The following is a 23,552-nucleotide window of genomic DNA, read 5'->3' as shown; positions in this document are numbered from 1 at the left end:
TCCCGCCGTGCGGCGGGATCCCAGCCGCCCAGTCTGTCGGAGAATCGCAGACGGGGCGAAATCGATCATCGGGCCCGTGGGTGCGACGTGGCGTACACGTCACGCAGCGCGTCCACCGACACATATGTGTAGATCTGGGTCGTGGCCACCGAGGCGTGTCCGAGCAGCTCCTGCACGACGCGTACGTCGGCGCCGCCCTGCAGGAGATGCGTCGCGAACGAGTGCCGCAGCGTGTGCGGCGAGACATGCGCCGTCAGGTGCGCGCGCTCCGCGGCCGATTGGATGACGAGCCACGCGCTCTGCCGCGACAGCGGAGCTCCACGCGCCCCGAGGAACAGCCTCGGTGTCGCACGACCCCGGCGCGACAGCTCGGGGCGGGCGCGGGTGAGGTACACGTCGAGCGCCGCACGGGCATACGAGCCGACCGGCACGATGCGCTCCTTGGAGCCCTTGCCCCGCACTCGCAGCACGTCGCCATGGCTCACGTCGTCGACGGCGAGCTGCACGATCTCCGAGACGCGCGCGCCGGTGGCGTAGAGCAGCTCGAGCAGCGCGCGGTCGCGCATGCCGATGAGGTCGCCGGGCGCCGCTCCGCCCGCCGTCTCATTCCCGGCACCGGGACCGGACACGGCGGGCACCGTCGCGGGTGCCGGGCCCGCGGCATCCAGCAGTTGCTCGACCTGCTCGATGGTCAGCGCCTTCGGAAGCCGGCGCGGCTGCTTGGGCGGGCGCAGGCGCGCCGCCGGGTCGGCCGTCTCGACGCCTTCCCGCGCGAGGAAGCGGTGGAGGCCCCTCACCGAGGACTGGAGCCGCGCGAGCGAGGAGGCAGCGATCGGCGGACGCGCTGCGGCGCGGTCCGCAACGAACGAGCCGACGACCTCGGCGGTCACCGCCGACGTGTCACCGAGTCCCTGCTCGCGCAGCCACGCCACGTAGCCGGCGAGGTCACGGCGATACGCCGCCACCGTGTTCTCCGACAGGCCGCGCTCGATCGAGACGTGCCGCAGGTAGGAGTCCACCGCTCGTTCCAGCTGCATGCGTCCTCCCGCCGCCTCTGCTCAGGTGCCCGATGCCTCCCGCGCCGAGCGCAGGCGCTCGCGCGCGGCCAGCACGCCCACCGTCATGATGCCGTTGCGCAGCCGACCCGAGAAGATGCCCGCGACCGCCTCGTCGAGAGGCACCCATTCCAGACGGATGTCGGCCTCCTCGTCCTCGCGCGCGTGCACGGCGCCTGCGGGCGAGAGCCCGCGCGCCAGGAAGAGATGCACGATCTCGTCGTTGCCGCCCGGCGTCGTGAAGATGCTGACGAGCGGCTCCCACGACTCCGCCACGAGGTCCGCCTCCTCGGCGAGCTCGCGACGCGCGGTCTGGAGGGGGCTCTCGCCGTCCACATCGAGGAGTCCTGCGGGCACCTCCCAGTCGCGATGGCGGATCGGATGCCGATACTGCTGGATCAGCAGCACCCGGTCGTCCTCGTCCAGCGCCACCACCGCCGCGGCGCCGGGATGGTCGACGTACTGGCGCACGATCCGGCCACCGCCGTACGACACCGTGTCGCTGCGGACATCCCACACCCGACCTTCGTAGACGCGCTCGCTCTCGAGGACCTTCGCGTCGACCGGCTCGTCGGCGAGCACACCCGCCGCCTCCGTCGAGGCGCCGGGCTGCGGCATCCGTTCGCCGGTCACGCCACCGATTCCTCGGCGGGCTCGAAGGGCTCGACATCGAACAGCTCACTCGAGCGGTGACGTTCGAGCGCCGCGCCGACGAGGCCGCGGAACAGCGGGTTCGCGTCGGTCGGGCGCGAACGCAGCTCGGGGTGAGCCTGCGTCGCGATGTAGTACGGATGCACGTCGCGCGGCAGCTCGACGTACTCCACGAGGTCGAGGTCGGGGTTGACCCCCGAGAACACCAGGCCCGCCTCCGCGATCCGATCGCGGTAGCGGTTGTTGACCTCGTAACGGTGGCGGTGGCGCTCGGACGCGCGGTTCGAGCCGTAGACCTCCGCCGCGATCGAGCCCTCGAGGAGGTCGGCCGGATAGAGTCCCAGGCGCATCGTGCCGCCGAGGTCGCCGTGATCGAGGATGTCGACCTGCTCCTCCATCGTCGCGATGACCGGGTGCTCGGTGTCGGGGTCGAACTCGCTCGAGGACGCGTCCGCGATGCCGGCGACGTGACGCGCGTACTCGATCACGATGCACTGCAGGCCCAGACAGATGCCGAGCGTCGGGATGCCCTGCTCACGCGCGAACTTCAGCGCCCCGATCTTGCCCTCGATGCCGCGGATGCCGAAGCCGCCCGGGATCACGATGCCGTCCAGTGGTGCGAGCGCCTTCGCGGCGCCCTCCGGCGTCTCGCACTCGTCCGAGGGGATCCAGCGGATGTTGACGTGGGTCTCCTGCGCGAACCCGCCGGCCTTGAGCGCCTCGGTGACCGAGAGGTAGGCATCCGGAAGATCGATGTACTTGCCGACCAGGCCGATCGTGACCTCGTGCTTGGGGTTGTGCACGGCCTGCAGCACGCGCTCCCAGCGCGACCAGTCGACGTCCGCGGCCTTGGACAGGCCGAGGGCGCGGACGATGTACTCGTCCAGGCCCTGGGCGTTCAGCATCGAGGGGATGTCGTAGATGCTCGGCACGTCGACCGCGTTCACGACCGCGCCCTCGTCGACGTCGCACATGAGCGCGATCTTGCGCTTGTTGGACTCGGTGACCGGGCGATCGCTGCGCAGCACGAGCGCGTCGGGCTGGATGCCGATCGAGCGCAGGGCCGCGACGGAGTGCTGGGTCGGCTTGGTCTTCTGCTCGCCCGAAGCGCCCATGAACGGCACCAGCGACACGTGCACGAAGAACACGTTGCCTCGGCCGAGCTCGTGCCGGATCTGCCGCGCCGACTCGATGAACGGCTGCGACTCGATGTCGCCGACCGTGCCGCCGATCTCGGTGATGATGACGTCGGGGCGCGGCTCCTCGGTGGCCTGCAGGCGCATGCGGCGCTTGATCTCGTCGGTGATGTGCGGGATCACCTGGACCGTGTCGCCCAGGTACTCGCCGCGGCGCTCCTTCGCGATCACCTGCGAGTAGATCTGCCCCGTCGTGACGTTGGCCGCCTGGCTCAGCTCGATGTCGAGGAATCGCTCGTAGTGGCCGATGTCGAGGTCGGTCTCGGCGCCGTCGTCGGTGACGAAGACCTCTCCGTGCTGGAACGGGTTCATCGTGCCCGGATCGACGTTGAGATACGGGTCGAGCTTCTGCATGACCACGCGCAGACCGCGCGCCGTCAGGAGGTTCCCGAGGCTGGCGGCGGTGAGGCCCTTGCCGAGAGAGGAGACGACACCACCGGTCACGAAGATGTGCTTGGTGGTGTCGTCTGAAGAGTCGCCGCGGGAAGAACCAGAAGTCTGCATCACGGGCTTTTATCCTATCAGTCGGCTTGAGTGCGAAGGCTGAGCAACTCGCGGGCGTGGGTGAGCGCCGCGTCCGAGTCGGGCATGCCCGACAGCAGGCGCGCCATCTCGGCCTCGCGCTCCGCCCCTTCCAGGCGACGGACGTCGGATGCCGTGACCGAGCCGTCGTTCGCCTTCACGACGGTCAGATGGTTGGCCGCGAACGCCGCGACCTGCGCGAGGTGGGTCACCGCGATCACCTGCGACGACTGCGCGAGGCGGGCCAGACGCCGCCCCACCTCGATCGCGGCGGCGCCGCCGATGCCGGCGTCGACCTCGTCGAAGACGAACGTCGGCACGGGGTCGACCGCGGCGATCACGACCTCGATCGCGAGCATCACGCGACTGAGCTCGCCTCCACTCGCACCGCGCGACACCGGCCGGGGCTCGGCGCCCTGGTGCGGAGCCAGCAGGATCGCGACGTCGTCCCGCCCGGACGCGGACTCCGCGCCGGGGGTCACCGCCACCTCGAGGCGCGCATCGGGCATCGCGAGCGCGCGCAGCTCTGCCGTCACGGCGGCGCCGAGCCGCGCGGCGGCTTCGGTGCGCGCCGCGGTGAGCGTCTCGGCGGCGGTGTCGAGGGCGGATGCCGCGGCATCCCGCTCGTTCGTGAGCCTCTCGATGCGGTCGCCGTCGTCGTCGAGCTCGGCCAGTCGCGCCGAACCCGAATCGAGCAGGTCGATCGCCGCGTCCAGGGAGCCGTGCGCACGGACGAGAGCGGCCAGCACGGCCCGGCGCTCCTCCACCGCGGCGAGCTCGTGCGGGCCGGACTCGTCGAGATCGGCGAGATAGCCCGCGAGCGCTGCGGCGACATCCGCCGCACGATAGCCGAGGTCGGCGACCTGCGCGGCCAGCTCCTCGAGCACTGGGTCGTGCACGCGTTCCAGCGAACGTCGCGCGTCTGCCAGCAGCGACCCCGCGTCGGGCACGTCTCCGTCGCCCGACAGCGCGTCGTGGGCGGATGCCGCGGCCAGCCGCAGCTCCTCCGCGTTCGCGAGCCGCTCAGCGCGCGTGGAGAGCTCGGCGTCCTCGCCGGGCTGCGGCGCCGCCTGCTCGATCTCGGCCAGCTGCGTGCGCAGCTCCTCCGCCTCGCGCGCACGCGCGTCCCGATCGGACGTCAGCTGCGAGAGCTCGCGGTCGAGCGCACGCCAGCGCTCGTAGGCCTGGCGATACTCGCCGCGCGCGGCCTGCACCGGATCGCCGCCGAACCGGTCGAGCGCCTCTCGCTGTGCGGCCGCCGAACGCAGCCGGAGCTGGTCGGACTGGCCGTGTACGACGACGAGCGAATCGGCGAGGTCCGCCAGGACTCCGGCGGGAGCCGCGCGGCCGCCCACCGAGGCGCGGCCGCGGCCCTCGCTCGAGATCGAGCGTCCGACGAAGAGCTCGGCGCGGCCGTCGCCGATCGGCTCGACGTCGCCTCCGGCTTCGCGCACGCGCTCCGCGACCGCCCCGTCCTCCGGCACGATCCACACCCCGTCGACGGTCGCCTGCGAGGCGCCCGCGCGCACGGCCCCCGAATCGGCGCGTTGGCCCAGGAGCAGTCCGAGCCCGGTCACCACCATGGTCTTGCCCGCGCCGGTCTCACCGGTGATCGCGGTGAACCCCGGCCCCATCGGCAACGTCGCCTCCGCGATCACCCCCAGGTCGCGCAGCCGCATCTCCTCGATCACGGGGCGACCTCCCCGGCCGGACGAGCCGCGGGCGCGTCGGATGCCGCAGCCGCGGCATCCGGGGTCATGGACGTGAGCGGGAGCGCGGCGGTGATCGCCGCCGGACCCCGCCACCCCTCGACCGGCAGGCGGAACTTCCGCACGAGACGGTCGGTGAACTGCGCCGGATGCAGGCGCGCGAGACGCACGGGCCGATCGGAGCGGCGCACGACGACGCGGGCGCCGGGCGGAAGGTCGTGGGAGCGCCGGCCGTCGCACCACAGGACGCCGGTGCCGTTCGTGTGCTCGAGCACTTCGATCGCCACCGAATGCTGCGGACCCACTACGAGCGGCTCCGCGAACAGCGCATGCGCCGAGAGCGGCACGACGGCGATCGCCTCGACGGTCGGCCAGATGACGGGGCCGCCGGCCGAGAAGTTGTACGCCGTCGAGCCGGTCGGGGTCGACACGACCACCCCGTCGCAACCGAATGTCGACAGCGGTCGCCCATCGATCTCGATGACGACCTCGAGCATGCGCTCACGGCTCGCCTTCTCGACGGTCGCCTCGTTGAGCGCCCATGTCTCGTAGATCACCGAGTCGACGGTGTCCTTCACGCGCACCTGCAGCGCGAGCCGCTCCTCGACGTCGTAGTCGCGCTCGATCACGCGGCGGACGGCGTCGTCCATGTCGTCGCGCTCGATCTCGGCGAGGAAGCCCACGTGCCCCATGTTGATGCCGAGTACAGGTGCCGTGCCGTCGCGCACCAGCTCGGCGGCGCGCAGGATCGTGCCGTCGCCACCGAGCACGATGGCCAGCTCGATGTCGGTGACCGGCACGTCGCGACCGAGGATCGCGATGTCGGCGAACGACGGGCGGACCGCGATGACGTCTTCGCTGTCGTCCGCGGCGAGCACCGGCCGCGCTCCCGCGGCGCGCAGTGCCGTGACGACCCGCTCCGCCGCATCCACCGTCTCGGCCCGGTGCGCGTGCGCGACCACGAGGATGCTGCGCTCGGCCCGCGCGTCGGCCCGTGGATCGGAGTTGTTCATCGGCTCCCCGCCAGTCGGTTCACAGTGCCCAACCATTCTGTCGGATTGCTCCCCCGCCCCGGCGCGAGGTGTGCGATGTACTCGGAGTTCCCGTGCGTTCCCACGATCGGGGAGGAGACGATGCCGCACGTGCCGAGTCCGGCATCCCACGCCGCCCACAGCACGCCCGCGACGGCATCCGCACGCAGCGCCGGATTCGTCACCAGACCGCCCTTGACCGCCGTGCGGCCCACCTCGAACTGCGGCTTCACGAGCAGCACGAGATCCGCATCGGGTGCGGCGACGCCGCGAGCCGCCGGCAGCACGTGTGCGAGCGAGATGAACGAGAGGTCGCCGGTGATCACCGACGGCGCCGCGTCGATGCCGGTCGCCTCGGCGAGCGAGTCGCGCGTCATGTGGCGCACGTTGAAGCCCTCGACCGACACGACGCCGGGGTCGTCGGCGACGGATGCCGCCAGCTGCCCGTGACCGACGTCCACGGCGATCACCGGCTCGGCGCCGCGCTCGCGCAGCACCTGGGTGAATCCGCCGGTCGATGCGCCCATGTCGAGAGCCAGCCTGTCGCGGACGTCGATGCCGAACGCGTCCAGCCCGGCGATGAGCTTGTGCGCGGCCCGGCTGACGTAGTGGTCGCCGCCTGCGACCTCGAGCACGCTGCCGTCGCCGACCGGCGTCGCCGGCTTGACGACGGGCCGACCGTCGACGGTCACGAGCCCCTCGGCGATCAGGGTCGCGGCGTGCGTGCGCGAGCGGGCCAATCCTCGAGCAGCCAGCGCGGCGTCGAGGCGCGACGTCATGACGGCGAGCCGGGGGTCGCCTCGAGGCGCCGGGCGAGGGTGTCGTGGAGCGTCTCGTACGCCCCGGCTCGCGTCGCGAGCGGCTGCGCCTCGATCACCTCGAGCGTCGAGAGCAGGTCATCGGCCTCGTCATCGCGTTCGCTGGGCTGATCCATGCCCCCAGGATACGGGCGCGACACGACACCGCCCTTGATCACGGCCGGTGGAACGGATCCGCGTAGAGCCGCTCGGGCACTCGGAAGCCGAAGATCGCACGGCCCGTCGACCAGATGGCGGCCGCACCCGCCCGGACGAGATCGATCGGACGATCGCCCTCGCTCACGATGCGGACATCAGGCCCGTCGATCGCGACGCGAGCGCCGCGGACTGTGGCGATGCCGTCCTTCACGTGCACCTCGGGATACGGCTCGTGCAGCTCCCGAAGATCAGCCAGGATGTACGTCGGCCGCGAGCCCTCCGGAGCCGCCAGCACGTGCTTCGGCCGGTCGATGCCCGTGAGCACCAGCGCCGACTCGATGCCCGCCCGGTTGGCGCCGAGGATGTCGGTGTCGAGCCGGTCGCCGAGGAACAGCGGATGCTGCGCGCCGAACCGCGCGGTCGCCTCCTCGAAGATCGGCACTTCCGGCTTGCCCGCGACCGTGGCCAGACGCCCCACCGCCGTGTGCACCGCGGAGACGAGCGTGCCGTTGCCCGGTGCCACGCCGCGGGACTGCGGGATGGTCCAGTCGGTGTTGGTCGCGATCCACGGGATGCCGCCCTCCTCCTCCGGCACCTTCAGCGCGAACGCGGCCTCGGCCAGCTGCGTCCATCCCACCTCGGGCGCGAAGCCCTGCACGACGGCCGCCGGATTCTCCTCCGCGCTGCGCGTCACCACGTATCCGGCCTTCTCGACCTCGACGACCAGACCGTCACCACCCACGACGAGGACGGTCGAGCCCGGCGCGATGCGCCGGCTCAGCAGTCGCATCGCGGCCTGAGGACTCGTGATCACGTCGCGAGCGGTCGTCGGAAGCCCGAGCTCCGTCAGATGCGCGGCCACCGAGGCATCCGTTCGCGAAGCGTTGTTGGTGATGTAGCCGAGAGCCCTGCCTTCGCGCGCGGCGTTGAGGCTCTCCACGGCGTGCGGCAACGCGCCGGCGCCGGCATAGACGACGCCGTCCAGGTCGGCGAGCACCACGTCCACGCCGTCGAGCGGGGCGGCGGTCGTCGACCGCCGTCCGAACAGACCCATCAGCGGTCGGCCTCGTCCGACTCGGCCGCGCCGTGCTCGTCCGACTCGTCGGAGTCGGGCTCGCCGGGCTCGTCGGAGTCGTGCTCGGCCGGCTCGTCGACGCCGGCCTCGACCAGCAGCTCCGCGACCTCATCGGCGATCGAGGGCTCTGCGAGCTCGGCGGGCTCCGACGCCGAGCCGGCGTCGGGCTCCGTGCCACGGTCGGTGACGGCGGGAGTGGCGGCATCGGGCTCGCGCGCGGCTCCGGGTGCGGCGTCGGATGCGGACTCTGCGGCGACCTCGGGCTCGTCGGCCTCCTCCTCGACCTCTTCGACGATGACCGTCTCGAGGTCGCCGAAGCCCGACGCGGCATCCAGCGCCTCGGCCGCCACGACCGCCCGCCTACGCCACTGCGCAGCCTCATCCTCGCGCCCGAGCTCCTCGAGCACCGTGGCGCGCGCCGCGAAGAGCGCCGGGCTCCACTCGTAGGCACGATCGGGATCGAGTTCGGGGATGTCGAGCTCGAGCAGCGCGCGCTCGGGCTCCCCCTGGTCGAGCCGGGCACCCGACATCGCGATCGCGAGCTCGACGCGTACCGGCGTCTCGAGCGTCGAGCGATCGACGGAGCGCCCGGCTTCGAGGGCGCGATCGGGGCGGCCGACACCCCGCTCGCTGTCGACGAGGAGGGCGATCTGGTCGTCCTTGCCGGAGATACGCCGGTATGTGCGCAATTCGCGCACGGCGAGGGCGTAGTCACCGGTCGCGTAGGCCGTGATCGCGAGGGTCTCGCGGACGACAGCGATGCGTCCGGCACGTCGGGATGCCGAGATCGCGTGTTGGTGCGCGAGCTCGGGGTCCTCGTCGATGAGCTGCGATGCCATCGCCAGATGACGCGCAACCTGTTCGGCGTTCTCCCTGCTCAGCGTCTTGAGCTCGTTGCGCGCGCTCGGGTGGAGATCGCCGGGCGTGACGTCCTCCGGGATGATCGGATCGTCATGGCGCGCCCGGACAGGGCGGATCTCACCCTCGCGGACCTCGCGGTCCGGGCGGTTGGCACCGCCCCGCGTCGGCCGCGGCCCACGCGCGGATGCGCCACGAGCGTCGTCGCGGCGAGCGTACGGACGCTCGCCGTCGCGCTTGGCGTAGGGCTTGGGGTCGCCATCGCGCCGCTCGTACGGCTTGCGGTCGCCATCGCGCTGCGCGTAGGGCTTGCGCGCACTGTCCCGTGACGCGTACGGCTTGCGATCGCCGTCGCGCTTCTCGTACGGCTTCCGGTCACCGTCGCGTGGCGCATACGGCTTCCGGTCACCATCGCGTGACGCGTACGGCTTCCGGTCACCATCGCGTGACGCATACGGCTTCCGGTCACCATCGCGCTTCTCGTACGGACGGTCGCCGTCCCGTCTGACGTACGGCTTGCGGTCACCGTCCCGCGGCGCGTACGGCTTACGATCGCCCTCGCGCTTCGCATACGGCTTGCGCTCGTCGTCACGGCGCGGATACGGCTTGCGGTCGCCGTCACGCTTCACATAAGGCTTTCGGTCCGCATCACGCGACGTGTGCGGCTTGCGATCGCGGTCGTGTGCGGCGTACGGCTTGCGATCGCCTGCGTCACGGCGTTCGTACGGCTTGCGGTCACCATCCCGCTTCACGTACGGCTTGCGATCGCTGCGGTTCGAGGACGTGTCGTCACGCCTGCCGCGGGGTCTGCGTTCAGCGTCGTCGCGCGACTCGTGCTCTGCCATTTCTCGATCCTCCCCGATGCTGATTCCTCAGACAATCGGCTGTTAACGCGGAATGGCCACCCTGCGTTGGGTGGCCATTCCGTGTAATGGGTGTCCGGCGGTGTCCTACTCTCCCACAGGGTCTCCCCTGCAGTACCATCGGCGCTGAGAGGCTTAGCTTCCGGGTTCGGAATGGGACCGGGCGTTTCCCTCTCGCTATGGCCGCCGAAACTCTTTTGATGTTTCAGGTTCACAACATGAAGTCGTTGTTCAGTTGCGGTTGCCCGACCGTACATCGGGAACCACTCAGTGGACGCGAACACTCGCAGAAGTGTTGGGTGTTATCAAGTCATCGGCTTATTAGTACCAGTCAGCTGCACACGTTGCCGTGCTTCCACATCTGGCCTATCAACCCAGTAGTCTGGCTGGGAGCCTCTCACCCCGAAGGGTATGGAAGTCTCATCTTGAGGCCGGCTTCCCGCTTAGATGCTTTCAGCGGTTATCCATCCCGAACGTAGCTAACCAGCGGTGCACTTGGCAGTACAACTGGCACACCAGAGGTTCGTCCAACCCGGTCCTCTCGTACTAGGGTCAGATCCTCTCAAACTTCCTACGCGCGCAGCGGATAGGGACCGAACTGTCTCACGACGTTCTAAACCCAGCTCGCGTACCGCTTTAATGGGCGAACAGCCCAACCCTTGGGACCTACTCCAGCCCCAGGATGCGACGAGCCGACATCGAGGTGCCAAACCATGCCGTCGATATGGACTCTTGGGCAAGATCAGCCTGTTATCCCCGAGGTACCTTTTATCCGTTGAGCGACAGCGCTTCCACAAGCCACTGCCGGATCACTAGTCCCGACTTTCGTCCCTGCTCGACCTGTCAGTCTCACAGTCAAGCTCCCTTGTGCACTTACACTCGCCACCTGATTGCCAACCAGGTTGAGGGAACCTTTGGGCGCCTCCGTTACTTTTTGGGAGGCAACCGCCCCAGTTAAACTACCCACCAGGCACTGTCCCTGAACCGGATCACGGTTCGAAGTTAGACATCCAGAGTGACCAGAGTGGTATTTCAACAACGACTCCACGAATACTGGCGTATCCGCTTCAAAGTCTCCCACCTATCCTACACAAGCCACACCGAACACCAATACCAAGCTGTAGTAAAGGTCACGGGGTCTTTCCGTCCTGCTGCGCGTAACGAGCATCTTTACTCGTAATGCAATTTCGCCGAGTTCGCGGTTGAGACAGTTGGGAAGTCGTTACGCCATTCGTGCAGGTCGGAACTTACCCGACAAGGAATTTCGCTACCTTAGGATGGTTATAGTTACCACCGCCGTTTACTGGGGCTTAAATTCTGAGCTTCGCCTTGCGGCTGACCCGTCCTCTTAACCTTCCAGCACCGGGCAGGCGTCAGTCCGTATACATCGTCTTGCGACTTGGCACGGACCTGTGTTTTTAGTAAACAGTCGCTACCCACTAGTCTCTGCGGCCACCAAACGCTTTCGGAGCAAGTCCTAATACGCCGATGGCCCCCCTTCTCCCGAAGTTACGGGGGCATTTTGCCGAGTTCCTTAACCACGATTCTCTCGATCTCCTTGGTATTCTCTACCTGACCACCTGAGTCGGTTTGGGGTACGGGCGGCTAGAACCTCGCGTCGATGCTTTTCTCGGCAGCATAGGATCACCCACTTTTCATCCGCATCGTGTCTCAGCCTGTATGAGAGACGGATTTGCCTATCTCTCGGCCTACGCACTTGCCCCGGGACAACCATCGCCCGGGATGGGCTACCTTCCTGCGTCACACCTGTTAATACGCTAACCGCACCAGCATAGGGTCGTGTGCTAGGCCCGACGCGTCACCCCGAAGGGATCCGTCACCGGGATTCGGACACTTAGCATCACTGGATTGGTTGGGGCGGTTCTTCGCCGGTACGGGAATATCAACCCGTTGTCCATCGACTACGCCTGTCGGCCTCGCCTTAGGTCCCGACTTACCCAGGGAAGATTAGCTTGACCCTGGAACCCTTGGTCTTTCGGAGGACGTGTTTCTCACACGTCTTTCGCTACTCATGCCTGCATTCTCACTCGTGTGGCGTCCACGGCTGGGTCACCCCGCCGCTTCACTCGCCACACGACGCTCTCCTACCCATCAACACGGCTGGACCACGAAGGCCTACCAATAATGTCAATGCCACAACTTCGGTGGCGTGCTTGAGCCCCGTTACATTGTCGGCGCGGAATCACTTGACCAGTGAGCTATTACGCACTCTTTCAAGGGTGGCTGCTTCTAAGCCAACCTCCTGGTTGTCTAAGCAACTCCACATCCTTTCCCACTTAGCACGCGCTTAGGGACCTTAGATGGTGGTCTGGGTTGTTTCCCTCTCGACTATGAAGCTTATCCCCCACAGTCTCACTGCTGCGCTCTCACTTACCGGCATTCGGAGTTTGGCTGACGTCAGTAACCTTGTAGGGCCCATCGGCCATCCAGTAGCTCTACCTCCGGCAAGAAACACGCAACGCTGCACCTAAATGCATTTCGGAGAGAACCAGCTATCACGAAGTTTGATTGGCCTTTCACCCCTATCCACAGCTCATCCCCTCAGTTTTCAACCTAAGTGGGTTCGGCCCTCCACGACGTCTTACCGTCGCTTCAGCCTGGCCATGGATAGATCACTTCGCTTCGGGTCTAGGACATGCGACTGAATCGCCCTATTCAGACTCGCTTTCGCTACGGCTACCCCACCCGGGTTAACCTCGCCACATATCGCTAACTCGCAGGCTCATTCTTCAAAAGGCACGCTGTCACACCTACCAGGGGTGCTCCAACGGTTTGTAAGCAAACGGTTTCAGGTACTATTTCACTCCCCTCCCGGGGTACTTTTCACCTTTCCCTCACGGTACTTGTCCGCTATCGGTCATCTGGGAGTATTTAGGCTTATCAGGTGGTCCTGACAGATTCACACGGGATTTCTCGGGCCCCGTGCTACTTGGGATCCTCTCCACGCTGCGACCCGACATTTCGGTTACGGGGCTGGCACCCACTCTGGCCGGCCTTTCAAGACCGTTCACCTATATCGACGCATCACGTTCGCTGCTCGGCAGAACAGCACGGAAAGTCCCACAACCCCGAATACGCAACTCCTGCCGGATATCACACGTACTCGGTTTAGCCTGTTCCGGTTTCGCTCGCCACTACTAACGGAATCGCGGTTGCTTTCTCTTCCTGTGGGTACTGAGATGTTTCACTTCCCCACGTTCCCTCTACCCGCCCTATATATTCAGGCGGGAGTCACCAGGTACGCACGCGCCCTGGCGGGGTTTCCCCATTCGGACATCCTCGGATCAAAACTTGCTTATCAGTTCCCCGAGGCTTATCGCAGATTGCTACGTCCTTCTTCGGCTCCAGATGCCAAGGCATCCACCGTTTGCTCTTAAAGACTTGAAATCACATGAGCCGATCCATTAAGAATCGAACATTCAACACCCCACACACCCGAAAGCATGCAGAGCGTCTTCTTTAAGATGCTCGCGTCCACTGTGTAGTTCTCAAAGTACGGGCGGCACCCACCCCAACACCAGCACAACACCGGCGACAGGATGAGCCCAGAAGTCCCAAAGGCGTAAAGCCCGGTCCCTCAGGACCCAACAGCGTGCAAGCCCCCACCCAGACAGATCCGACACGTTCCAGCCGCCCCGAAAGACGACGTACTAGCACCGAACCCCCCGAACGGGAGCCTCGTCATATGTTCCACCCATGAGCAAACCAGCACCACACATCCGGTGGTGATCTGGCGCCTGGACACCCCGAAGAGTGCCAGAAGCTCCTTAGAAAGGAGGTGATCCAGCCGCACCTTCCGGTACGGCTACCTTGTTACGACTTAGTCCTAATTACCGATCCCACCTTCGACGGCTCCCTCCACAAGGGTTGGGCCACCGGCTTCAGGTGTTACCGACTTTCATGACTTGACGGGCGGTGTGTACAAGACCCGGGAACGTATTCACCGCAGCGTTGCTGATCTGCGATTACTAGCGACTCCGACTTCATGAGGTCGAGTTGCAGACCTCAATCCGAACTGGGACCGGCTTTTTGGGATTCGCTCCACCTCACGGTATTGCAGCCCTTTGTACCGGCCATTGTAGCATGCGTGAAGCCCAAGACATAAGGGGCATGATGATTTGACGTCATCCCCACCTTCCTCCGAGTTGACCCCGGCAGTATCCCATGAGTTCCCACCATTACGTGCTGGCAACATAGAACGAGGGTTGCGCTCGTTGCGGGACTTAACCCAACATCTCACGACACGAGCTGACGACAACCATGCACCACCTGTACACCAGTGTCCAAAGAGTTCCCTATTTCTAGGGCGTTCCGGTGTATGTCAAGCCTTGGTAAGGTTCTTCGCGTTGCATCGAATTAATCCGCATGCTCCGCCGCTTGTGCGGGTCCCCGTCAATTCCTTTGAGTTTTAGCCTTGCGGCCGTACTCCCCAGGCGGGGAACTTAATGCGTTAGCTGCGTCACGGAATCCGTGGAAAGGACCCCACAACTAGTTCCCAACGTTTACGGGGTGGACTACCAGGGTATCTAAGCCTGTTTGCTCCCCACCCTTTCGCTCCTCAGCGTCAGTTACGGCCCAGAGATCTGCCTTCGCCATCGGTGTTCCTCCTGATATCTGCGCATTCCACCGCTACACCAGGAATTCCAATCTCCCCTACCGCACTCTAGTCTGCCCGTACCCACTGCAGGCCCGAGGTTGAGCCTCGGGATTTCACAGCAGACGCGACAAACCGCCTACGAGCTCTTTACGCCCAATAATTCCGGATAACGCTTGCGCCCTACGTATTACCGCGGCTGCTGGCACGTAGTTAGCCGGCGCTTTTTCTGCAAGTACCGTCACTTTCGCTTCTTCCTTGCTAAAAGAGGTTTACAACCCGAAGGCCGTCATCCCTCACGCGGCGTTGCTGCATCAGGCTTCCGCCCATTGTGCAATATTCCCCACTGCTGCCTCCCGTAGGAGTCTGGGCCGTGTCTCAGTCCCAGTGTGGCCGGTCACCCTCTCAGGCCGGCTACCCGTCGACGCCTTGGTGAGCCATTACCTCACCAACAAGCTGATAGGCCGCGAGCCCATCCCCAACCGAAAAATCTTTCCAACCACAGACCATGCGATCGTGGCTCATATCCAGTATTAGACGCCGTTTCCAGCGCTTATCCCAGAGTCAGGGGCAGGTTGCTCACGTGTTACTCACCCGTTCGCCACTAATCCCCCAGAGCAAGCCCCGGGTTCATCGTTCGACTTGCATGTGTTAAGCACGCCGCCAGCGTTCATCCTGAGCCAGGATCAAACTCTCCATAAAAAATGATGCACAACCCCACCGGGAAAACAGTGAAAGCCATGCGAGTTCAACCCAGACCAAAAACGAATATCAAACTGACATCCATAGAATTGATCCAAAAAAGACCCCCACCAACCAAAAAATGGTCAGCAGGAACAAAATTGGCATATGACAAGTGCACGCTGTTGAGTTCTCAAGGATCGGACGCACCCACCAACCAACCACCACACAGGCAGCCAACCAGAAGGGCAACTTCACAACCATACCCCACCCCATGATGCTCCGTCAAACCGACGGGGCCTCACCAGGGCGAGGTTTCCGACCGCTCCGCTCGCGCGGCGATCCGTCATCCGGATCTGTGGTCGGGGTTCGTTCTCCAACTTGAGGGGTGCGGGGCCTCAGCCTCTCCGCTCTCCCCTTTGGGGCGAACAAGTAATACTTTACGTGCGATCAGCGGATCGGGCCAATCCGGCCAGCACCCCGGGCGTGTCGCACGCCGACACCCGCGGAAACACGCGGAAGACACGCCGAACCCCGACCACGCTAGCGTGGATGACATGACCGAAGAACGATGGGTATGGGGCGTCGGACTCGCGACGCTCGCTGATGACGGAACCGTGCTGGACTCGTGGTTTCCCTCCCCCGAAGCGGGGCGGATCCCGCTCGGCTTCGATCCGCAGCTGCCGCCCGACGAACTCGACCGGCTGGCCGTCGCCGATGCCCGCCGCGCGGTCACCGTCGACGTGGTCGCCGTCGAGGTCGACCTTGACGCCCCGCCGGCGTCGACATCCGACGCGTACCTGCGCCTGCACGCGCTTTCGCACCGGCTCGTGCGGCCGAACGAGGTGAACCTCGACGGCATCTTCGGTCACCTGCCCAACGTCGCGTGGACGAATGCCGGCCCGATGCACCCCGACGCGCTCACGCGCCTGCGCCCGTTCCTGGCTCACGACGGGATCCAGGTGCAGGGGCTCGACAAGTTCCCGCGCCTGCTCGACTACGTGACGCCGCCGGGCGTCCGGATCGCAGATGCCTCGCGCGTGCGCCTGGGAGCCTACCTGTCCCCCGGCACCACCGTGATGCACGAGGGGTTCGTGAACTTCAACGCCGGCACCCTCGGGCAGAGCATGATCGAAGGTCGGATCTCGCAGGGCGTCGTCGTCGGCGACGGCAGTGACATCGGCGGCGGCGCCTCGATCATGGGCACGCTCTCGGGCGGCGGCGCCCACAAGGTGTCGATCGGTGCCCGCACGCTGCTCGGCGCTAACGCCGGCATCGGCATCTCGCTCGGCGACGACTGCATCGTCGAGGCGGGTCTGTACGTCACGGCGGGGTCGAAGGTCGTGCTGGCCGACGAGCCGCCGCACGCCGATGGCTCGCGCCCGACCGTGAAGGCCGCGGAGCTGTCGGGCCGCAACGGGCTCCTCTACCGCCGCAACTCGGTGTCGGGCGCAGTCGAGGCTGTCCGGCGCGAGGGCGTGGGCGTGACGCTCAACGAGGCGCTGCACGCCTGACAGCGCGATGGGAGAAGGCCCGGATCGAAAACTCGATCCGGGCCTTCTCTCATCGGTGGTGGCCGACGTGCTCAGGCCACGCCGGGGTAGTTCCGTTCGCCGGCGCCGATGTACAGCTGCTGCGGCCGGCCGATCTTCGTCTGCGCGTCGCTCGCGGCCTCGCGCCACTGCGCGAGCCAGCCGGGCAGGCGCCCGATCGCGAACAGGACGGTGAACATGCGCGTCGGGAAGCCCATCGCCTTGTAGATCACGCCCGTGTAGAAGTCGACGTTCGGGTAGAGGCGGCGCTCCTTGAAGTAGTCGTCGTTCAGGGCGATGTCTTCGAGCTGCTTGGCGAGATCGAGCAGCGGATCGCTGATGCCGAGTGCCTCGAGCACCTCGTCGGCGGACTCCTTCACGAGCTTGGCGCGCGGGTCGTAGTTCTTGTAGACCCGGTGCCCGAAGCCCATGAGCTTGACGCCGTCCTCCTTGTTCTTCACGCGCTCGACGAACCGCTCCACGCTCTCACCTGACTCCAGGATGCGCCCGAGCATGTCGAGCACGGCCTCGTTGGCGCCGCCGTGCAACGGGCCGTACAGCGCGTTGATGCCGGCCGAGATGGACGAGAACTGGTTCGCGCCGGTCGAGCCGACGAGCCGCACAGTCGACGTCGACGCATTCTGCTCGTGGTCCTCGTGCAGGATGAGCAGGCGCTCGAGCGCCCGCGACATCACCGGGTCCACCTCGTACGTCTCGCTGAGGACGCCGAAGTTCAGCTTCAGGAAGTTGTCGACGAACCCGAGCGTGTTGTCGGGGTAGAGGAACGCCTGGCCGATGCTCTTCTTGTGCGCGTACGCCGCGATCACGGGGAGCTTCGCGAGCATGCGGATGGTGTTGAGCTCCACGTGCTCGGGATTGTTGGGGTCGGACTCGCGCTCGTAGTACGTCGATAGCGCCGAGACCGCCGACGACAGCACCGACATCGGGTGCGCGGTGTGCGGCAGCGCCGAGAAGAAGCGCTTGAGATCCTCGTGCAGCAGCGTGTGATGGCGGATGCGGTCATCGAAGGCCGCCAGCTCGTCGGCCGTCGGCAGCTCGCCGTAGATGAGCAGCCAGGCCACCTCGAGGTACGTGCTGTTCGTCGCCAGCTGCTCGATCGGGTACCCGCGGTAACGGAGGATCCCCTGGTCGCCGTCGATGTAGGTGATCGCCGACTTGGTCGCGGCGGTGTTCACGAAGCCGTAGTCGAGAGCCGTGTAACCGGTCTGACGGGTGAGGGTGGAGATGTCCACGCTCGGAGTGCCATCGGTGCCTCGCAGCAGCGGGAACTCGGCGGTCGTTTCACCGATCGTGAGGGTGGCCTTCTCCTGCTGGGTGCCCGCGTCGCTCACGGCGCCTCCTCGCGATTTCTGGTCGTGCCGGGGGTGTCGTCCCGCCGGGTCGGCGCCGTGACGGCGACCGCTTCGGGGCGGGGAGCGGGACGGGGTATGCCGCGTCGCCGCTTGTACAGCCTAGTGCGCCGCCGCGCCTACTGCGGACACGGCCAAAGGGACCCGGCATCCGATGGAGGAATCCTCAGGCCGCGCGCGGGGAAGCCGCGTTCAGCCGCGCGGCCGCCGCAGCGATGCGCTCGTCGGTCGCCGTCAGCGACAGCCGCACGTGGTGCGGGAAATGGGTTCCGTAGAAGTGTCCGGGCCCGGCGAGGATCCCGAGATCGGCGAGCCGCCCGAGGCTGTCCCACGCGTCGCGCCCCTCGGTCGCCCACAGATAGAGCCCGGCCTCGCTGGCGTCGATGCGGAACCCGGCGCTCTCGACCGCAGGCTTGAGCACGTCGCGGCGGCGGCGGTAGCGCTCCTTCTGCGCGGCGACGTGCGCGTCGTCGGCGAGCGCTGCCGCCATCGCGGCCTGCACGGGCAGCGGCAGCATGAGCCCGAGGTGCTTGCGGGCGGTGAGCAGCCGAGCCACGAGGCCCGGGTCCCCTGCGAGGAAGGCCGCCCGGTAACCCGCGAGGTTCGACTGCTTGCTGAGCGAGTACACCGACAGGATGCCGCGCACGTCGTCTCCGGTCACGCGCGGGTCCAGCGCCGATGGGATCGGCTCGGCATCCCAGGGGGCGTCCCATCCGAGCTCGGCGTAGCACTCGTCCGACGCGAGGACGGCTCCGAGCTCGCGGGCGCGTGACGCCGCTGCGCGCAGAGCCGGGACGTCCAGCACACGCCCGTCCGGGTTGCCGGGCGAGTTCACCCATGCGAGCCGGGTGGCGGCCGGCCATTGCGCCGGGTCTTCCTCGGCCACAGGCGTCGCTCCCACCAGTCGCGCACCGACCTCGTACGTCGGGTACGCGGCTCGGGGATGCACGACGACGTCGCCCGGGCCGAGGCCGAGCAGGAGCGGCAGAAGGGCCACCAGCTCCTTCGAGCCGACGGTAGGGAGGACGTGCTCCGCGCCGAGGCCCGGGACGCCGCGGCGTCGCGCGTACCACTGCGCGATCGCCGCGCGCAGTGCGGGCGTGCCGACCGTCTGCGGGTAGGCGTGGGCGTCGGTCGCCGCCCGCAGCGCGTCGGCCACGAGGTCGGGTGTGGCATCGACCGGTGAGCCGATCGAGAGGTCGACGATTCCGTCGGGGTGCGCACGGGCACGGGCGGCGTACGGCGCCACCGCGTCCCAGGGGTAGTCGGCGAGGTCCGCGACCCCCACGATCAGTGTTCCTGGGGCGGGAGCGCCGCGATGATCGGGTGGTCCTTGTGGATGACGCCGACCTTGGCGGCGCCGCCGGGAGAGCCGATGTCGTCGAAGAACTCGACGTTCGCCTTGTAGTAGTCCTGCCACTCGTCGGGAAGGTCGTCCTCGTAGTAGATCGCCTCGACGGGGCACACCGGCTCGCACGCGCCGCAGTCGACGCACTCGTCCGGGTGGATGTACAGCGACCGCTCGCCCTCGTAGATGCAGTCCACCGGGCACTCGTCGATGCAGGCGCGGTCCTTGACGTCCACGCAGGGAAGGGCGATCACGTACGTCACAGTGCCAGTCTAGTTCGGGCCGACCCACCCGACGGCCGCGCGGGGCGCCGGGAACGCGGCATCCGTCAGCGCGTGAGACGGGTCCGCTCCGGCCAGGCCACCGCGAGCCCGACGAGGACCGGCACTGCGAACGTCCACGTGATCGCCGTCCCGGTCTGCGGCACGACGACAGAGCCGCCGGGGCCGCTGCCCGAGAAGACCAGCGTGGCGATCATCATGCCGAGACCCGTCGCGAGGGTCGACCATCGATCCGACGTCAGCAGCCGCACGGCGAGCAGGAGTGCGCCGCAGCCGACGACCGCGAGGATGAGGCCGAGCGGAAACCAGCCCAGCGCGTAGCCGTGTGCGATGGTGCCTGCGGCTCCGTACACGAGCCCGACGAGGAGCGCGATGATCCAGGTGGCGATGCGGGCGGGAACGGATGCGGACACCCGACGACTCTACGCGGAGCCCGTCGCCCCGTGCATGCGCCGACGGCGGCTCACGCCGCCCATCCCCACAGCCGCAGGAGGGCTGCGACGAGAGCCGCCGCGACCACCACGACGAGGAAAGGCGCACGCAGCAGCAGGAGTCCCGCCGCGACGAGGATCGCGGGCACGCGCGCGTCGACCACGATCGCCTGCCCGTCTCCGAGCGTCTGCACCGCGACCAGGGCGGCCAGCAGCGCGACGGTGAGAAGGTCGGCGATGCGCAGCGGACGCGGCGCCTCGACCCATTTCGGCGGGATGAGGTAGCCGACGGTCTTGAGCGCCACGCAGACGATGGATGCCACGAGCACGGCCGTCCACATCGTCATGGCAGTCCTCCTCGCTCGGCGACGTCCGTCGGCTCGGCGGCGTCGGCTTCGTCCTTCGAGCCGAGCCAGTTGGTCCAGCCGACGACGATCGCCACGACGGCGGCGACGATGACGGGAAGACCGGGCATGAGCACCGGGGTGAGCACGGTGGCGATGACCGCGGCCGCGACGCCGACGACGATGGGCTGGCGCGCCCGCAGCCGGGGCCACAGCAGCGCGAGGAATGCCGCCGCGGCGGCCGCGTCGAGCCCGTACGCGCGGGGATCGCCGAGGACATCGCCTAGCAGCGCGCCGGCGAGCGTCGAGAGGTTCCAGCCCACGTAGATGCCGATGCCGGTGACCCAGAATCCGACGGTGCGCGCCCGGGCGCTCCGCTGTGCGAGCGACACCGCGGTCGACTCGTCGATCGTGAACTGCGCCGCGGCCGCGCGCCGCCAGAAGCCGGCGCCGATGACGGGCGACATCCGGATCCCGTAGGCGACGTTGCGCACGCCCAGGAGGGCGGCGGACGCGATGGCCGACGGCGCGGCCGCCAGTCCCCCGGCGCCGACGATCCCGACGAAGGCGAACTGCGACCCGCCCGTGAACATGACGAGGCTCAGGACGCAGGTCTGCCACACGTCGAGCCCCGACGCCACCGCCAGCGCCCCGAACGAGATGCCGTACGCGCTCGTGGCCAGCGCCACCCCGAGCCCCTCGCGCGTGGCGCGCTTCGCCTCGCCCGCGCTGTGCGCGTCGTCGAAGTGCAGCTCGGGATCCACCAGGTCATGGTAGCGAGCGGCGGCGACAGCGGGACCGGTCCGGACGATGGCCGGTGGCCCGGCCGCATGCCGAGGGATGCGGCAACGCACTCACGGCCGGACCCGCCAGCGACGACGGATGCCGCGACCCCGCGCCGCCGAGGGCGCCGGGTCGCGGCATCCGTTAGATCATGACGCGTTCGCGTCAGTGCCCTTCGAGGCCGCTCAGGCGTTCGCGTCCTGACGCTTCAGCCGCGCGGTCGCACGCCCCCGCTCTGTCGCGTTCAGCACGACCTTGCGGATGCGCACGATCTCGGGCGTCACCTCGACGCATTCGTCGTCGCGGGCGAACTCCAGGCTCTCCTCGAGCGAGAGCTGACGCGGCGGCGTCATCGACTCGAACGAGTCCGCGGTCGAGGAGCGCATGTTGGTGAGCTTCTTCTCCTTGGTGATGTTGACGTCCATGTCGTCGGCGCGCGAGTTCTCGCCGATGACCATGCCCTCGTACACCTCCTGCGTCGGCTGCACGAAGAACGACATGCGCTCCTGCAGCGCGATGATCGCGAACGGGGTGACGACACCGGCGCGGTCGGCGACGATGGACCCGTTCTGGCGCGTCACGATGTGGCCCGCCCAGTCGTCGTAGCCGTGCGAGATCGCGTTCGCGATCCCCGTGCCGCGGGTGGTCGAGAGGAACTCCGTGCGGAAGCCGATGAGGCCGCGCGAGGGAACGATGAACTCCATGCGCACCCAGCCGGTGCCGTGGTTGGTCATGTTGTCCATGCGGCCCTTGCGTGCCGCCATGAGCTGCGTGATGGCCCCCAGATACTCCTCGGGCGCATCGATGGTGAGGTGCTCGAAGGGCTCCTTCACCTTGCCGTCCTCGCCCTTGCGCGTGACGACCTGAGGCTTGCCGACAGTCAGCTCGAAGCCCTCGCGGCGCATGTTCTCGACGAGGATCGCCAGTGCCAGCTCACCGCGGCCCTGCACCTCCCACGCGTCGGGGCGGCCGATGTCGACGACCTTGAGCGAGACGTTGCCGACGAGCTCGCGGTCGAGGCGGTCCTTCACCATGCGCGCGGTCAGCTTGTGGCCCTTGACCTTGCCCACCAGGGGGCTGGTGTTGGTGCCGATCGTCATCGAGATCGCGGGGTCGTCGACGTGGATCTGCGGCAGCGGGCGGACGTCGTCGGGATCGGCGATCGTCTCGCCGATCGTGATGTCGTCGAACCCCGCGATGGCGACGATGTCGCCGGGACCGGCGGACTCGGCAGGGTACCGCTCCAGGGCGCGCGTCTTCAGAAGCTCCGTGATGCGGGCATTGCTCGTGGTGCCGTCGTGACGCACCCACGCGACGGTCTGGCCCTTCTTGAGCGTGCCGTTGAACACGCGCAGCAGCGCCAGGCGCCCCAGGAACGGGCTGGAGTCGAGGTTGGTCACCCACGCCTGCAGCGGCGCCTCGTCGTCGTATGCGGGTGCCGGCACGTGCTCGAGGATCGCCTCGAACAGCGGCTCGAGATCGTCGTTGTCGGGGAGCGACCCGTTCTCTGGCCGGGTGCGGGATGCCGCGCCGGCGCGCCCGCTCGCGTACACCACCGGCACGTCGAGCAGGGCGTCGACATCCAGGTCGGGCACGTCCTCGTGCAGATCGGACGCGAGCCCGAGCAGCAGGTCGTGCGCCTCTTCCTCGACCTCGGCGATGCGAGCGTCGGGACGGTCGGTCTTGTTGACGAGCAGGATCACCGGCAGCTTCGCCTCGAGCGCCTTGCGCAGCACGAAGCGGGTCTGCGGCAGCGGACCCTCGCTGGCGTCGACGAGCAGCACGACGCCGTCGACCATCGACAGGCCGCGCTCGACCTCGCCACCGAAGTCCGCGTGGCCGGGAGTGTCGATCACGTTGATCGTCACCGGCACGTCGGTGTGGACGCCGTTATAGGTGATCGCCGTGTTCTTGGCGAGGATCGTGATGCCCTTCTCGCGCTCGAGGTCGTTCGAGTCCATCGCGCGCTCCTCGACGTGAGCGTGCTCGCCGAACGAGCCGGTCTGGCGGAGCATGGCGTCCACGAGGGTCGTCTTGCCATGGTCGACGTGGGCGACGATCGCGACGTTGCGGAGGTCCGGACGGAGGGCGCGCGCCATGAGGGAATCCTTGGAGTACGGGGAAGAGCCGGGATGCCGGCATCCGTCAGTCTACCGGGACAGTCTGAGCACTCCCCGGAACGGCACGTGCCGCCCGGGTCGAGACCCGGGCGGCACGTGCCGACGCTGTGCGCGCAGGCGACGGCGGCGCG

17 protein-coding genes and 3 rRNA genes are annotated in these 23,552 nt (G+C 67.4%); 1 reads left to right on the top strand and 19 read right to left on the bottom strand.

Translation table 11 applies throughout. The annotated features are described in order from the left end of the window. Positions 1 to 65: 65 nt before the first annotated feature. The 12 genes from xerD to AC3ANN_RS06725 all read right to left on the bottom strand — a co-directional run bounded on the left by xerD (position 66) and on the right by AC3ANN_RS06725 (position 15,233). Positions 66 to 1,037: a site-specific tyrosine recombinase XerD gene (xerD, locus tag AC3ANN_RS06780; protein WP_488340216.1), complete on the bottom strand. Its 972-nt coding sequence runs from the start codon at positions 1,035 to 1,037 to the stop codon at positions 66 to 68. Positions 1,038 to 1,058: 21 nt separating this feature from the next. Further along, positions 1,059 to 1,688 carry an NUDIX domain-containing protein gene (locus AC3ANN_RS06775; protein ID WP_488340215.1) on the bottom strand — a complete coding sequence of 210 codons (630 nt, stop codon included), beginning with the start codon at positions 1,686 to 1,688 and terminating at the stop codon, positions 1,059 to 1,061. After that, the gene (gene pyrG, locus AC3ANN_RS06770; protein WP_488340797.1) at positions 1,685 to 3,406 is read right to left on the bottom strand and encodes a CTP synthase; all 1,722 of its coding nucleotides are present in this window, start codon (positions 3,404 to 3,406) and stop codon (positions 1,685 to 1,687) included. Before pyrG ends, AC3ANN_RS06775 begins: the two co-directional genes overlap by 4 nt. A 17-nt stretch (positions 3,407 to 3,423) precedes the next feature. Further along, the gene (gene recN / locus AC3ANN_RS06765) at positions 3,424 to 5,115 is read right to left on the bottom strand and encodes a DNA repair protein RecN (RefSeq protein WP_488340214.1); all 1,692 of its coding nucleotides are present in this window, start codon (positions 5,113 to 5,115) and stop codon (positions 3,424 to 3,426) included. Continuing rightward, entirely contained in the window at positions 5,112 to 6,146 is a 1,035-nt protein-coding gene (locus AC3ANN_RS06760; RefSeq protein WP_488340213.1) for an NAD kinase, read from the bottom strand. The genes recN and AC3ANN_RS06760 overlap by 4 nt, the downstream gene beginning before the upstream one ends. Next, entirely contained in the window at positions 6,143 to 6,943 is an 801-nt protein-coding gene (locus AC3ANN_RS06755) for a TlyA family RNA methyltransferase (RefSeq protein ID WP_488340212.1), read from the bottom strand. The genes AC3ANN_RS06760 and AC3ANN_RS06755 overlap by 4 nt, the downstream gene beginning before the upstream one ends. Continuing rightward, positions 6,940 to 7,098: a hypothetical protein gene (locus AC3ANN_RS06750; protein ID WP_488340211.1), complete on the bottom strand. Its 159-nt coding sequence runs from the start codon at positions 7,096 to 7,098 to the stop codon at positions 6,940 to 6,942. The genes AC3ANN_RS06755 and AC3ANN_RS06750 overlap by 4 nt, the downstream gene beginning before the upstream one ends. 38 nt (positions 7,099 to 7,136) lie before the next feature. After that, a complete protein-coding gene (locus tag AC3ANN_RS06745) occupies positions 7,137 to 8,174 on the bottom strand; it encodes an HAD-IIA family hydrolase (protein WP_488340210.1) in 1,038 nt (345 codons plus the stop codon). Then, on the bottom strand, positions 8,174 to 9,898 hold the full coding sequence (locus tag AC3ANN_RS06740) for a primosomal protein (RefSeq protein ID WP_488340209.1): 1,725 nt from the start codon (positions 9,896 to 9,898) through the stop codon (positions 8,174 to 8,176). The genes AC3ANN_RS06745 and AC3ANN_RS06740 overlap by 1 nt, the downstream gene beginning before the upstream one ends. A gap of 92 nt (positions 9,899 to 9,990) precedes the next feature. Next, positions 9,991 to 10,107: ribosomal RNA gene (gene rrf, locus AC3ANN_RS06735) — 5S ribosomal RNA — on the bottom strand. Between the two features lie 110 nt (positions 10,108 to 10,217). Then, positions 10,218 to 13,324 (bottom strand): 23S ribosomal RNA (locus tag AC3ANN_RS06730). A gap of 384 nt (positions 13,325 to 13,708) precedes the next feature. After that, positions 13,709 to 15,233, bottom strand: a 16S ribosomal RNA gene (locus tag AC3ANN_RS06725). Together the 16S, 23S and 5S rRNA genes form the textbook arrangement of a ribosomal RNA operon. A 536-nt stretch (positions 15,234 to 15,769) precedes the next feature. Here AC3ANN_RS06725 and dapD point away from each other — a divergent pair. Beyond that, positions 15,770 to 16,726, top strand: coding sequence for a 2,3,4,5-tetrahydropyridine-2,6-dicarboxylate N-succinyltransferase (dapD, locus tag AC3ANN_RS06720; RefSeq protein ID WP_488340208.1), 957 nt, complete (start codon positions 15,770 to 15,772; stop codon positions 16,724 to 16,726). Between the two features lie 71 nt (positions 16,727 to 16,797). Here dapD and AC3ANN_RS06715 read toward each other — a convergent pair whose 3' ends face one another. The 7 genes from AC3ANN_RS06715 to typA all read right to left on the bottom strand — a co-directional run bounded on the left by AC3ANN_RS06715 (position 16,798) and on the right by typA (position 23,400). Then, complete coding sequence (locus tag AC3ANN_RS06715) at positions 16,798 to 18,096, bottom strand: citrate synthase (protein ID WP_488340207.1); 1,299 nt, start codon at positions 18,094 to 18,096, stop codon at positions 16,798 to 16,800. 184 nt (positions 18,097 to 18,280) lie between these two features. Further along, positions 18,281 to 19,402 (bottom strand): succinyldiaminopimelate transaminase, encoded by a 1,122-nt coding sequence (gene dapC / locus AC3ANN_RS06710; protein ID WP_488340206.1) that lies wholly within the window; start codon positions 19,400 to 19,402, stop codon positions 18,281 to 18,283. Positions 19,403 to 19,404: 2 nt separating this feature from the next. Then, complete coding sequence (fdxA, locus tag AC3ANN_RS06705) at positions 19,405 to 19,725, bottom strand: ferredoxin (RefSeq protein ID WP_488340205.1); 321 nt, start codon at positions 19,723 to 19,725, stop codon at positions 19,405 to 19,407. A 65-nt stretch (positions 19,726 to 19,790) separates the two neighbouring features. After that, on the bottom strand, positions 19,791 to 20,156 hold the full coding sequence (locus AC3ANN_RS06700; protein WP_488340204.1) for a DUF6113 family protein: 366 nt from the start codon (positions 20,154 to 20,156) through the stop codon (positions 19,791 to 19,793). Positions 20,157 to 20,206: 50 nt separating this feature from the next. Further along, complete coding sequence (locus AC3ANN_RS06695; RefSeq protein ID WP_488340203.1) at positions 20,207 to 20,521, bottom strand: AzlD domain-containing protein; 315 nt, start codon at positions 20,519 to 20,521, stop codon at positions 20,207 to 20,209. Next, a complete protein-coding gene (locus tag AC3ANN_RS06690) occupies positions 20,518 to 21,282 on the bottom strand; it encodes an AzlC family ABC transporter permease (RefSeq protein ID WP_488340202.1) in 765 nt (254 codons plus the stop codon). The genes AC3ANN_RS06695 and AC3ANN_RS06690 overlap by 4 nt, the downstream gene beginning before the upstream one ends. A 204-nt stretch (positions 21,283 to 21,486) precedes the next feature. Continuing rightward, complete coding sequence (gene typA, locus AC3ANN_RS06685) at positions 21,487 to 23,400, bottom strand: translational GTPase TypA (RefSeq protein WP_488340201.1); 1,914 nt, start codon at positions 23,398 to 23,400, stop codon at positions 21,487 to 21,489. Positions 23,401 to 23,552: the final 152 nt, after the last annotated feature.

The organism is Microbacterium sp. STRO-2N (genome assembly GCF_057747775.1).
Note: the sequence above shows the minus strand (reverse complement) of the source record. Positions and strands in the feature narration are given on the sequence as shown.